This window comes from Shewanella sp. 2_MG-2023 (genome assembly GCF_030548905.1).
In the GTDB taxonomy this organism is placed as follows: Bacteria; Pseudomonadota; Gammaproteobacteria; order Enterobacterales; family Shewanellaceae; genus Shewanella; species Shewanella electrodiphila.
In genome coordinates this window covers 353,481-366,855 of the sequence record NZ_JAUOSO010000002.1, presented here as the reverse complement: position 1 = coordinate 366,855, position 13,375 = coordinate 353,481, and the positions used below count along the sequence as shown (strand labels likewise).

Genomic DNA, 13,375 nt, shown 5'->3' with positions numbered 1-13,375 from the left:
GTGATGTTGTGAACCATTGGTTAAAAATTACGACTAAACTTTTTAATATCTTCTTCTGTTGCGCCATCATTACATTCGCCGCGAACTTCGCCTCGGCCTTCACTCACACTGCGGTTAAGCACTATGTATCCATCCTTGCAATAGCCTGTCATATCAATGGTTTTTTGTAGGCCTAAATCCACTTGTTGGCTCCATAGCTCCAATTGTTCTTGGCGGCGTTCTTGCTCAATGGCATAACTGCGGGCATCTTGGCGACGTCGGTTGACTCTTTGCTGGTGGGGCAGAGGATCTTCAATGCCGCGATCTGTCGCTGTAGCGACTTTAGCTTGGTAAGTAAAAAGCTTTATGCCTTCACCTTTAATGGAAGTACTAAATCTATCTTTAAATTGTCCAGCAAAAGCTTCAGGTTCGATGGGTGCAGATGAGCAAGCTGATAACAGCAGAAAACCAACAAATAATACAGAGTACTTTGGCACCAGTAATAATCCTTTATAAAAACTTGGAAGGGAACAATTCATATTAAAACGAAACAGCTTCTAATTGATAGTATTTGAAAGTGATTTAGCAGGATATACAAGATATCAGCATTTGTGTATCGGCTTTACTGTGATAAAGCCAATACACTCAGTGATGTGCCAGTGATTAAATTAAGCGTATTGCTTAGATAAATAAGCAATGATGTCACTGGATTCGTACATCCATTGAGTTTGGCCATCTTTTTCAATTTTTAAACAAGGCACTTTAAGTTGACCACCTTGTTGTACAAGCTCTTGTTTATTGTTTTCTTGTTTTGCATCAACCGTGACGATGTTTAATCCTTGGCTGCGAATTGCACGGCGCACTTTTACGCAAAAAGGGCAGGCAGCATATTGGTATAAAGCTAACGCTTTGGTTTGCTCATCTATCTTTGCTTGCTCTGTAACAGGGCGTTGATATTTTTTACCTGGGAACAAAAAATTTGCTAATAAGATAATACGGCCAAGAATCCAGCGAATGACAAACATACTACTTCCTTTAAATATCGAATTGAACGATTTAGCCATTAGGGCAATCGGTACTGCAACATTCTACTTAATTTGCAGCGACAGTTTACGTGATGTTGTTCACAGATAATAGTCATCTGTGAACGGAATCGGAGTCGACGTCTTTTTAGTGTTTAACAGTCCCTAATAAGCTGTATAAAAAACAACATAAACATAATTGTTGTGTTCTTAAGTTATGCTCCCTTTAAGTGCCCGTTAATTAGCATCTAAGGTCAGTATCGCTTGTGCATCGGTTTGTTCAAAATGCACTCGACTTTCTAAGATAAATACACGACTAGGGTCAATGTTGGCTTGTTCAACTAAATAGGTTTTAATGGTTTTAGCCCTTTGCTGAGCCAGTATACCAAGCTGAGCTTCAGAAACAGCTTGCTGGTTTAAGCTGAAATTATACAGTGCAATATGCCAGCGAGTTTGTAATTCGAGGGCCTCGATTTGCGGGTTTTCCTCAGTAATCTTTTGCTTAATTAATAATGGGTCTAATTGGGTTTCAGTTTGATATAACGCGATTAATGCATCGACTAAAGGACCTTGCTGTGGATACTGGCTTGCAGATAAGTCAGTTGGTAGCGCTGTGACCTCAATGCCTGCTTGATTTGCCAGTTTTTGATGAAGCTGTTCTTGTTGTAATGCTAATTGGTCATTGGCTAAATCAACGCTACCTTTGATATTAAGTATCAATAGTGGTCGATCGTCTAACGCCTTAGCAAGTGAGGTTAATGTTGTTTGTTGCTCTTGGGTAATAGTTGATTGGCCATACTCAAAGCTTACTTTGTCCATGCTGTCTTCATCACCCCCCACTAAACCTGCTAATAAAGAAAATGGCGCTGTAATGGCTTTGGTAATGACATTAGTGATAGCGCTCATAACGATACTGCCAAAACTGAAGCTAGGAGAATCTAAATCGCCATCTACATCGACACCCAAATCGATGACGCCGTGTCTGTCCTGTAATAAGGCAATTGCTAAGGTGATCGGCAGGGAAGTGGCCAGTGAGCTATTGCTTGGTTTACCTAACTCTAACTGATCAATGACTAAATGGTTACTGCCAACTAATTGATTATTCTCTAATTGATAATTGAGCGCTAAAGATAGTTGGCCTTTATCGATGTAATAGCCCGCATAGGTTCCTGAGTATGGATTAATAGAGGTGAGCTCGACTTTATTAAAGGCGAGGTTTAAATCAAGATATGGGTTTGCCAATAAAGGATTAATATCACCTTTTAATGTCACTGGCGCATACTTATCGATTTTCCCTTCTAGATTAACCGATGCGCGTGTTTGCGGGTTGGTAGATATTTGAGTGATTTCACCATTGAGTTGTTCAATACCTGATGCAAAATTAGGTGTTAAAGAATTATCGGCAAAAAAAGCAGAGCTGTCTTTAAAGCCTATTCGCTTTATATCGATAGCAAAGTCTGACTGCTGTGATGTTTGCTGATTTTCAGGTAAACGAGACGAACCTTGATTATCTGAGTCAGCGACTACCGGAGCAGTCGTAGCATTAGTTGCAGTAGTAGGTGTAGTTGATTCGTTATTGTCTTTACCTGCAGGAGTGACTATCAAGTCAGCAATGTTAGTGCTTCTGTCTTCGGCAATAATCAATCGGCTAAATAAGCTGTCAAATAACACCTCATCGATAGTTAGGGACTGACCTAAATTATCAAAGGCCAAATCAGTAATAATCATTGACTCCCAATTAAGCAGGGGCTGTTTTAATAGATTATCTTTGATTTGTAATTGATTAACTGATGCTTGTCCTTGATAAACAAACTTCTGATTTGCATCTGCACTAATGTGACCTTTAGTATTGAACAAACCTGATTCGAGGGTGATATTCATAAAAGGTGCAATATAAGGCTGTAACTTGGTTAAATTAACCTTCTGGTAGTCAATATCCGCTTCTAGACTGATTAACTTCGCGTCAAATACTCCAGTTGAGCTAAATTGGCTTTGATCGTTTATTGAAAGGTCTAGTTGATACTCAATCGGTAATGATAAGTCTGATTTTATGGTTTGGGTGGCGAAATTGATGTTGGATAATTTCCAAAAGTTAGCGGTTTTATTCGCGACGCTTTCAGTCAGTTCAAATTGATAATTTTCAACATTTAATTGGTGTAATGTCACTAACCACTCTGGTTTTGACTCTGTTGTACTGCCGTCTAAATCAGAAGGTTCTTGTACGCTAGCTTGCAAGCTGGCTTGGTCTTCAACACTGTCGTTGTCAGTTGTTTGATTAGTTGATTGATTATTTGATTGATTATTTGATTGATTAGTTGATTGTGTAGCTTTTGTATTAGCTTCTGTATTAGTTTCTAGATTAGCCGCTTTATGGCTAGAGTCTTGTTGTGTGTTAACAAAAATTGGAGTGAATAATTCGACTAAATTAACTTTCTCAGGGGCAACCGTTAGCCAAAAATTAGCATCACTGGTGCGAAATTGTTTTATGTCGATGTTTTGTTCTTGGCTAGATACTGTAATACCCTCTAAGGCCAGCAAATCCACCGTGGTAACTTGTCGCTGATCATCATTGGCAACAATATTGCTCAATGTAATGTCAGTATCAGTAATATTAAAATCAACTATCGGAGAGTCTGTAACTGCTTCAATCGACGTTTCTGTGGCGGCAAAGGAAGATATTAGGTTCAGGTTTGCAGACTGTAATGAGACTTTAAATAGATCCTCAACGAGCGACCAGTATTGAGTTAACTCCATCTGAGTGATAACAAGTTTACCTTTAGCATCTAGCGGAAATAACTGTGCTTGGGTGTCTAGTTTAATCTGACCATTTTTATCATCGCTTATAGTAAGGTTTATTTTATTCGCGTCAGGGCTTTGTGAAAGTAATGCATCAGTTTTCACCATGGTCGCTGAAACATTTATTCTTGGGTAAAGTAATTGGGTCTCAGTTAGCTTATCGTTTATCTGTAAAGCGGCATTATTAAAGTTAAAGCGATTTAGATGAATGGCAATGGGCTGAGTGTCTTGTTCTTTCTCTAAATCAGTCTCTATTTCAGTTTGTTTATTGTCATCTTCTGAAGGATTAGTTTTAGCTAGAGCTTTGGCTCTTTGAGCAAATGTGTTGATGATGTCAGTAAAATTGAATTGATATCCCGATGGCATACTGGTGTCAGTTTGATTAGCCAAAATAGCTAATCGCTCAAGTGACAATGTCGTTCCATCGACAGTTAAATAATCTAAGCTGATATTCAGGTTAAACAGAGACTGCCAGAACATGAAATCTACTTCGGCATTATCAAGATGGAAAAAGGCTTTTTGACTATCTTGTTCATTAACCGTCAGTTGACTCAAGCTCAATTCAAATGTGAATGGGTTAACTTTAATGTTCTCAATTGTGACTTGTCTGCCTAGCATTTCTGATAATGATTTAGGCGCTTGTTTAGTCGCAATGAAAGGGATGAGTAACCCTAACGATAGTACAAAGAGTAAATAAATAAACGAACAGATAATTGCAATTTTCTGGTAACGGGGGCGATGATTAAATCTTTGTTTCATTGTGCTCAACGACGACATCATAGGGACGACTGCTTATAGTAATAGTTAGACAGTATTTGTTAGACATTTTAACGAATTTAAGGTTCAGTTACTCGCTTGTTTAAGATTTTTTTACAATTTTTCTTCATTAGGTGTTTTCAATGGACAAAAGTGGTATTTATCTTTAAGCTAATGTATTAATAAGATTTTTAAGTTTAAATTAGATTGTGTTTACCAAGCTGGCTAAGGTCCCATAAAAGCCTTGTTGATTTATTGTTGTGTAATTCATTTAAAGCTCTCATTGGTTTTAATTTGTATTCAACACTCAGATGATAATTTTGCCGCTGTGTAAATTAATAATTTCAAGGATGAAAGCATGAATATTCGACTAACTTCAGAGTTAGATACCGATGTTTTAGTGAGTTTATTTGACGACTATAGACAAAGTATGGGGTTTAAATCTGAACCTAAAAAATGCCGTCAATTTATTAAAACTCGTTTAATAGAAAATGATTCGATGATCCTAGCGGCTTTTGAAGAGCAAAAGTGCTTAGGTTTTGTTCAGCTTTATCCTTCTTATTCTTCGTTGTTACTTAAACCTGTTTGGTATTTTGACGATGTATTTGTTGATGCGAGTCGTCGAGGCGAAGGCATCGCGACTCTGCTTATCGAAAAAGCAAAAATGTTAGCCCAAGGTACCGATGTCATGTTAGTCAAACGCACAAAGGTGCTTGATAACGGACTAGAAACTAATTTGTCTAATCAAACCGAAGCTGAAGGGATGTATTTGTATCATTCTGGATTGTAGTAAAAGGTTTTAATAGTAAGTTAGGGCGGGTTGAATTGTGGTCGAGATAAAATCCAATCAAGCGCGGCGAGTGAATTGCCGCCAAGTAATCTAAGCACTCTTTGTAAGCAAAAATTCGCTCAACAATGTTGAATCCGTTTTTAGCCCAACCCTTTGGGCAGCGTTTGTTGTCCATTTTTTACCAGCTTATCGGTTTCTTTATCTAGAATGACTACACGATTCAGCCTCTGTCTTGCGCCCTTGATGCATAGAATGGCCAACAACTCGCTGCCAAAACAACTTTAAAAGATCAACACACCCTAGTATCTAACCTTTGGAAATTGATAGAATGCCAAAGGTTTTTTTATGTCTGAGGGTTTTAGATTGAACAAGAGTTTAGTGACTAATGTCATTGCCGCTGCATTAGTGTTGATTGGCTATTTTGCAGAACTAACCATGGTATTTACCATAGGGTTATTTGCGCTATCTGGCGCGGTAACCAACTGGTTAGCAGTCCATATGTTATTTGAAAAAGTCCCAGGCTTGTATGGCTCAGGTGTTATTCCATCACGCTTTGAAGAGTTTAAAGCCGGTATTAAACATCTGATGATGGAGCAGTTTTTTACTCAAGAAAACATTGATCGTTTACTGACTGAAAACAGCGCGAGTGCTATCGATTTAACGCCTGTAATTGATAAAGTGGATCTTGAACCGTCATTTGACGCTTTGGTGACTACGGTTGAAAACTCATCTTTTGGCGGCATGCTATCTATGTTTGGTGGAACAGAAGCATTGATCCCATTAAAAGAGCCTTTTATTGATAAAATGAAACAGTCATTGACTGAGCTAACTCAAAGCGAAGAGTTTAATCAAATTTTGATTAATGAGCTGGAACAGCCTAATGTCATGGCCGATTTACAACAGAAAGTATCGAACATTGTTGATCAACGCCTTGATGAGTTAACCCCAGTGATGGTGAAGGATATTATTCAAGAAATGATCCGCAAGCATCTAGGCTGGTTAGTGGTTTGGGGTGGTGTATTCGGTGGGTTAATTGGCGCTTTAGCAGCTATTATTCAATCTTAATTAGGTGACTAATTAAGTGACTAGTTGCGTGGGTTATATAGGCTATAACACTCGCTATAAAACGTTTTTATGTCAGTTTTTAATAACTGTTTTCTATACTGATTTTGTATTGCAGCAGGTCATTAGTCGAATTTAATCTGCACTCGAAAAAGTGATAAGGGCTTAAATAAGATCTTGTTTAAGATTTGTTTAAGTCCTTGTCTAAACTCTTACCTAAGACCTTGTTTTATTTTCTTATATTAAAGTTTTGTCACTTATTTAATTGTTATCTGAGTTAGGGACTTTTACTGCCAAAGTTCGACATCCCCTAATTATTCCTCTATTTTGAATATAGATACGTGTCATTATAGGCTAACCTATTCAACCTAATTTAAGAGGTTACTTATGTCCCAACATCATAAAATTAATTACTTAGAAATACCTGTTAAAGATTTAGTAAAAACCAAAACGTTTTTTACTGAAGTGTTTGGTTGGCATTTTAAGGATTATGGCCCTGAATACAGCTGCTTTTTGGATGTAGGTATTGATGGCGGATTTTACCAAGCGGAGCAGGGCTTCAATTTGAAAAGTGGCTGCCCGTTGATAGTGTTATACAGCCAATGTCTTGAAACCAGTGAGCGGAAAATATTGGCTGCTGGTGGCGTAATCCTTAAACCTGTGTTCAGTTTCCCTGGTGGTAAACGATTTCATTTTGCAGATATTAATGGGAATGAATATGCAGTCTGGTCCGAATGAACCTCGATCACCCTGTGTGGGGAATTGCTGCCTTGATCAACAAGATATCTGTTTGGGCTGTCATAGAACTCATCAAGAAATTTTAGCTTGGCACAAAATGAGTGTTGATGATAAAAATGCCCACTTAACGGTTCTCGCAATGAGGGCCGCTCAAGCAAAAAAGCGTCGACAATGTCAGGGCGTTACACAGTAGGCCATTTATTTCATTAACTGTCTGTAACAGTTACGCTTCAATTTCTGTCTTGAATAATGAAAACCCTCGAGCTTGGTAATTTTTCAACGCACTAGGGTGATCCAGCGAGCAAGTGTGCACAGAAACACGCTCGGTGTTATCGAGTAACCAAGCTTGTTCTATCGCTTGGCTAAGCAAATATCCACCCATGCCTTTACCAATAAAGCGCACACCAAGTCCAAAATACATAATCTCGACGTTATTATTTTCTTGCTGTTGCAGCTCAAAGTAACCCGCTGGAGAACCGTCAAAATAGGCGACATATAAGTGAAGTTGGCTATCTTCACTGTATTGCTGCCATTGCTTATCAGTCCATCCTAACTTATCTGTCCATTCCCACGCCGAGCCAACAAATTGATATAGAAAACGATTAAATTCGTATTGTGGTACCAGTGCTTTAGTCACTGTTAACCCTTTAGCATCCGTTTTGGCTTGTAGCTGCGTTGGTTGTAACATCTCTAAATGGAATATGGTGACATCTGTCATGGCAAGCCTTTCAATGTAATCAGTATTATGTGGGGTAGACTAAATCAATTAGCGGCAATAAAAAAGCCACCCTGCGGGTGGCTTCAAATTTATTGTTGAGTTAGTTGAAATCTACAACTTAATAAGCACTGTCATGGACGTTTTTAACGGCACGTCCTGATGGGTCGTTAATGCCCTGTAAGCTTCTCTTACAGTAGCATTCAGAGAGGGGAGGAATAAGCAAGTTTCATTTCAGAATATTTTTAAACCTTTATGTTGAGCTTTGGGGAAAATAGAACTCTGCAGGGATAATATTTTTCAGTATTCACTAATTGTTTTAAATCTACTATGAGTTTTTTTTGAGCTTCACTTTCACCTAAAACTTCTTGGTTATTTAGCCAATTTCTGGCGAATTCTTCATCAACTAGCATAATTAAATTTGCATAAGGGGGTAAACTAATAAATTGATCTGATCTGAATTTGTTGATTTGCCTTTGTATTTCTTCTGCTGCTTTTTCGTTGTTTTCATTTTGATATGTGTTTTTGAGTATTGAGTACCCGAAAGCCTGATTCGATAAAGTCGTTGGTCTTTCAACTATGTTTCTTCCAACGGTTAGACAGGCATTTGACGTTTTAACATCATTATTTTCATTGTTACACCAAGTTGCTATAAGTAACAATAAATCAGTGATGGTAGCTGCTTCCACTCCTATAGCTGTAATTAAATTTGAGCCAAAGTGGCCGAATTGGTTATTCTCCATTATTTGTGTAAATAGCTTGATTCGCTTGGCATAGTTGTTAGAAAAAAAAGTACTTTCGTCTAAATTGGTGATAGCTTCATATATTTGAGCATCATTTTTTTGGGATATAAAGTAAGCTGTAGCTGCTAACCAAAAAGCGCCATCTTTTTTAACCGTTTCCGATGTACTGTCGATCAAGTTTTCATTGCATATTGAGTTATTTGAATTAGTTGCACACTCACCGATAAGGCTTATACGAGATACTGGTTCCTCAGGATTATTTAAACTAAATTGATAAAGGTTGTCTAACCTAGAACCTTCCTTAGGGCTTGAAAATAGCGCAAAACCCAATTTATCCTCAGCTAAAGTTGATTTTTCTAGCCCATCTATAACTGATTTCGAGTTACCAAAAGGAGCATTTAATTTTTCTGTATCAACACCGCATTGTGACAATAAATCAATAACCTCTGATTCTGATAGTATTATTTCAGGTTCAGCATTTTTTATGACGTTAGCCTTATCATCCTGCATTGTCACTTTGGTTTCGATCTGTTCGGAGAAGTTTTTCGGAGTGGTAAAGGTTTTTTCTTTTTTGTCATTTACTAGGGGCTCACTTTGTTTGCTAAAGTGATTAAACATTACAATAGTCCCAATAGATATAATGATTACTATCGATACGATACCTTTGTTTTTCATTTTGTAGCGAACTCCCTGTCGACTATATAAATATAATTTTAAATCCTTTATTTTTATTACTTTGTATTAATTCAAAATCAAAATCAAGGTCAAGGCATAGTGACTTTAAGATGATGTAATTGATTAATCTAAGGGAAATGAATTTTAGCTAATGCAGGGTAACGTATTCTTCTTTGGATAATTAAAATATTTAACTAACCACCAAGTCAGGTGGTTAGCTATTTTGGTTTTTTATGTGTAAAACTTAATAAGCACTGTCATGGACGTTTTTAACGGCACGTCCTGATGGGTCGTTAATGCCTTGTAAGCTTTCATCCCAAAGTAGTGCTTCTGGAGTCGAACAAGCCACCGTTTTACCACCAGGTACTGTTTCAGCTGCAGATTCAAGTGGGAAGAATTCTTCAAAGAAACTACGGTAATAATAGGCTTCTTTAGATTCCGGTGTGTTATATGGGAATCTAAATTTAGCATTGGCCAGTTGTAAATCATCTACTTGTTCAGCAGCAATGTCTTTCAAGCCATCAATCCATGAGTAACCAACACCATCACTAAACTGTTCTTTTTGACGCCATACCACTTCATGCGGGAGGGCGTGTTCAAAGGCTTCACGTAAGATGTTTTTCTCAATACGGCCATCTTTAGACATTTTCGCTTCAGGGTTGATGCGCATCGCTACATCCATGAACTCTTTATCTAAGAATGGAACACGGGCTTCAAGTCCCCATGCTGCCATGGCTTTGTTAGCTCGTAGGCAATCAAATAAATGTAATTTATCTAACTTACGGACTAATTCTTCATGGAATGCTTGAGCATTTGGCGCTTTATGGAAATACAAATAACCACCAAATAGTTCGTCAGCGCCTTCGCCTGACAATACCATTTTGATCCCCATAGCTTTAATTTTACGGGCCATTAAATACATCGGTGTGGCAGCACGAATGGTCGTAACATCATAAGTTTCTAAGTGATAAATCACTTCTTTAATCGCATCTAAACCTTCTTGGAAAGTGAAGTGGATTTCATGGTGAATCGTACCAATATCGTCAGCAACTTTTTTCGCTGCAATTAAGTCTGGTGCGCCTTCTAAACCTACGGCAAATGAATGCAGTTGTGGCCACCATGCATCTGTTTCACTGTCATTTTCAATACGACGTTTAGCAAAGGTTTGCGTAATCGCTGAAATAACGGATGAATCTAAACCGCCTGATAATAATACCCCGTACGGCACATCAGACATCAACTGACGTTTTACTGCAGCTTCTAGGGCATCACGTAACTCTTCTTTGCTAGCAGGGTTATCTTTAACTGCATCGTAGTCACGCCAATCACGCTGATAGTATTGAGTTAAATCAGCATCTTTAGAGTAGTGATAATGACCAGGTTTAAATTCTTCAACTGTTTTACATACTGGCATCAGTGCTTTCATTTCAGAGGCAATGTAGTAGTTTCCTAAGCTGTCACGACCAGAGTAAAGGGGAATAATCCCCATGTGATCACGACCAATTAAAAAGGCATCTTTTGTTTTATCGTATAGAACGAAAGCAAAAATACCGTTTAGCTTGTCGAGAAAGTCTACACCGTATTCTTGGTATAAAGCTAAGATGACTTCACAGTCTGAGTTGGTTTTGTATCGGTACTTTTCACCTAACTCTTCTTTAAGTTGTTTATGGTTATAAATTTCACCATTCACTGCTAAAACGATACTGTCATCTTCGCTGATTAATGGTTGAGCTCCGTGATCAACGTCAACAATGGCAAGGCGCTCATGAGCCAGAATCGCTTTATCATCTGCATAAACACCAGACCAATCTGGTCCACGGTGACGTAATAGCTTCGACATTTCTAAAGCCACTTGACGCAATTCTTTAGCGTCTGATTGAATATCTAAAATTGAAAAAATTGAACACATAATGTGGCTCCAGAAATCGTATTTCGAATCGTAATAATCTTTATCTGGGATTCACTTTGACAGCATTTTTCACAATGTTCAACGCTGATTTTTAAATTATTCTCAACAAAAGGCGGTTTTAGGTGTGGTTAATCTTTGTCTTTGTGTTGTCGTTTTGAGGATCGGTTAAACTTGTAACGATATTATTGAGGAATATTGATTTTACTCTCTGAAATCGCCATTTCGATTTGAGAATATTGAATCAGAGAGAGATAAATTCTAAAGATTAAAATATGTATTTATTTGACGTAAATTTAAACAAAAATCCCTTGTGAACATTATCACAAGGGATTTTAGGCTTTAGGGATGAAACTTTCGCAGTTTAATCTTTAGCAGGGCGCAAACTGTTAAATTCGGAGCCTTTGTAATAACCTGGCCAATCCCCATTATTGGCTAATGTTTCAGCAGCTTGATAGTAAACGGCTAAATCTTGTAATGCGCCAGATAAATCCCAGTCAGCTCGGTAATGATCACAAACGTTGTGATAACACCCTTTCATTTGTGCTTGCATCGCTTGTTTATACTGCGCAGTTGCATCATCTAGAGGCACACTACCACCGCCTGCAAACACTGCCGGCACGCCAAGTTTTGCAAAACTGAAATGATCAGAGCGGAAAAAACCACCTGATGCAGGGTTACGCTCACGGGTTGCTGTTCTATTTTGGCCTTTAGCGACATCAATTAAATAGGCTTCAAGCTCCGACTGGCCTTTACCTACAATAGTGTAATCTTGGGTTTTACCATACACATTGGTGCTATCAAGATTAAATACGGCAACTGTTTTATCTATTGGATAAATTGGGTTGGCAGCGTAATAGCGTGAACCTAATAGACCTTGTTCTTCGCCTGTAGTCGCAACAAAGGTCACTGAACGGTTTAACCTATTACCTTGCTGTGCTTGCTTAGCAAACTGGCGAGCGATTTCTAGTATCCCAGCGGTGCCTGATGCATTATCTAATGCACCGTTATAAATATTATCGCCATCTTTGGTCAAATCGATGCCAATATGGTCCCAATGAGCGGTAAATAATATATGTTCAGCAGCGGCGTTTTTACCGGGTAGAGTAGCGACGACATTGTAACTATCGGCGTACTCAGCTTCGCTAGTGAAAGCGATGTCAGCTGTTTGTTTTAAGTCTAGGTTTATAGCACTGTCTGATGCGCGAGCCATGAGGTTTGTTAGTTCAAAACCCGCTGTTTTGAATATGGCGGTCGCACTATCTAACGTCATCCAGCCTTCTACCGCGATACGTTGATCTTGTACTTCTTTACTGAAAACTAAATCTTGTTGAGCGCCAGTCCAGCTATTTTCTACCACCGACCAAGGGTAAGATGCTGGCGCGGTGTCATGAATGATGATTGCGCCTAACGCGCCTTGTCGGCTAGCTTCTTCAAATTTATAGCTCCAGCGACCATAGTAAGTCATCGCTTTGCCATTAAATTTATCTGACTCAGGGTGAGCAAACCCAGGGTCATTGACCATGATCACCGCGATTTTCCCTTTCATGTCTATGTCTTGGTAGTCATTCCATTGATATTCAGGTGCGTTTATGCCGTACCCTACAAAGACTAATGGTGCATTTTTGATGTCTACGCCACCTTTATCATGGCGTGTACCTAGGACAATATCCTTACGGTTTTCCATGGTCATGCCAGCTAAGCTAATTTGTTGTGACTCACTAGCGGTGTAACTCACCATAGGCACAGGTTGTAAGTAACTGTCTTGATAAGTCGTATCTAAGCCCATTTCTTTAAAGGCTGCAGATAAATAATCTAATGTGAGTTTTTCGCCTTTAGTGGTCGGGGCGCGGCCTTCAAACTCATCTGAAGAAAGGGTTTTAATATCTTTTCTAAAACGTGCTTCATCAAAAGTGACTTGGCTTGGGGCAGCTGAAGCACTGTTGATTGTTGAAGGTGCAGAGGTTTGCTCATCAGCACTTTGAGGGCTGCAGGCGCTTAATAACGCTAATGCGCAAAAAGGGAGCAAGTGTTTCATAGGTCATCCTATTGTTATTTTTAAGTATTATTGGAACATTATGGTATTAGAATCACAATGCACTGACTGCATGTTCGTTTCTATAAGCTTATTACTAGAGGTCTATAAACGATAAAATGATTAGTTATGTACACTAAGTATTTTCGGGCAACTAG

At 38.5% G+C, this 13,375-nt stretch carries 11 protein-coding genes; 4 read left to right on the top strand and 7 right to left on the bottom strand.

Features of this window, described 5'->3' with window-relative positions:
- Window positions 1–20: 20 nt before the first annotated feature.
- From Q4600_RS03905 to Q4600_RS03895, 3 genes are all read right to left on the bottom strand, one after another.
- Window positions 21–476: a hypothetical protein gene (locus tag Q4600_RS03905; RefSeq protein WP_303513996.1), complete on the bottom strand. Its 456-nt coding sequence runs from the start codon at window positions 474–476 to the stop codon at window positions 21–23.
- 171 nt (window positions 477–647) lie between these two features.
- Entirely contained in the window at window positions 648–1,004 is a 357-nt protein-coding gene (locus Q4600_RS03900; RefSeq protein WP_102529460.1) for a glutathione S-transferase N-terminal domain-containing protein, read from the bottom strand.
- Between the two features lie 234 nt (window positions 1,005–1,238).
- Window positions 1,239–4,556, bottom strand: coding sequence for a DUF748 domain-containing protein (locus Q4600_RS03895; RefSeq protein WP_303513999.1), 3,318 nt, complete (start codon window positions 4,554–4,556; stop codon window positions 1,239–1,241).
- Window positions 4,557–4,911: 355 nt separating this feature from the next.
- Here Q4600_RS03895 and Q4600_RS03890 point away from each other — a divergent pair, with 355 nt between their 5' ends.
- The 4 genes from Q4600_RS03890 (at window position 4,912) to Q4600_RS03875 (ending at window position 7,336) form a co-directional block, all read left to right on the top strand.
- A complete protein-coding gene (locus Q4600_RS03890) occupies window positions 4,912–5,343 on the top strand; it encodes a GNAT family N-acetyltransferase (RefSeq protein WP_229369093.1) in 432 nt (143 codons plus the stop codon).
- A 363-nt stretch (window positions 5,344–5,706) separates the two neighbouring features.
- Window positions 5,707–6,408, top strand: a complete 702-nt coding sequence (locus Q4600_RS03885; protein ID WP_303514477.1) for a DUF445 domain-containing protein — start codon at window positions 5,707–5,709, stop codon at window positions 6,406–6,408.
- A gap of 384 nt (window positions 6,409–6,792) precedes the next feature.
- Window positions 6,793–7,143 (top strand): VOC family protein, encoded by a 351-nt coding sequence (locus Q4600_RS03880; RefSeq protein WP_303514003.1) that lies wholly within the window; start codon window positions 6,793–6,795, stop codon window positions 7,141–7,143.
- On the top strand, window positions 7,118–7,336 hold the full coding sequence (locus tag Q4600_RS03875; RefSeq protein WP_102528556.1) for a DUF1289 domain-containing protein: 219 nt from the start codon (window positions 7,118–7,120) through the stop codon (window positions 7,334–7,336). The genes Q4600_RS03880 and Q4600_RS03875 overlap by 26 nt, the downstream gene beginning before the upstream one ends.
- Before the next feature lie 30 nt (window positions 7,337–7,366).
- Here the strand turns inward: Q4600_RS03875 and Q4600_RS03870 are convergent, their stop codons facing one another.
- The 4 genes from Q4600_RS03870 to Q4600_RS03855 all read right to left on the bottom strand — a co-directional run bounded on the left by Q4600_RS03870 (window position 7,367) and on the right by Q4600_RS03855 (window position 13,220).
- Window positions 7,367–7,861, bottom strand: coding sequence for a GNAT family N-acetyltransferase (locus Q4600_RS03870; protein ID WP_303514005.1), 495 nt, complete (start codon window positions 7,859–7,861; stop codon window positions 7,367–7,369).
- Between the two features lie 242 nt (window positions 7,862–8,103).
- Window positions 8,104–9,276 carry a hypothetical protein gene (locus Q4600_RS03865; RefSeq protein ID WP_303514007.1) on the bottom strand — a complete coding sequence of 391 codons (1,173 nt, stop codon included), beginning with the start codon at window positions 9,274–9,276 and terminating at the stop codon, window positions 8,104–8,106.
- 244 nt (window positions 9,277–9,520) lie between these two features.
- Window positions 9,521–11,185 (bottom strand): asparagine synthase B, encoded by a 1,665-nt coding sequence (gene asnB / locus Q4600_RS03860; protein ID WP_229369089.1) that lies wholly within the window; start codon window positions 11,183–11,185, stop codon window positions 9,521–9,523.
- A gap of 361 nt (window positions 11,186–11,546) precedes the next feature.
- On the bottom strand, window positions 11,547–13,220 hold the full coding sequence (locus Q4600_RS03855; RefSeq protein WP_303514009.1) for a M28 family metallopeptidase: 1,674 nt from the start codon (window positions 13,218–13,220) through the stop codon (window positions 11,547–11,549).
- Window positions 13,221–13,375 lie beyond the last annotated feature (155 nt).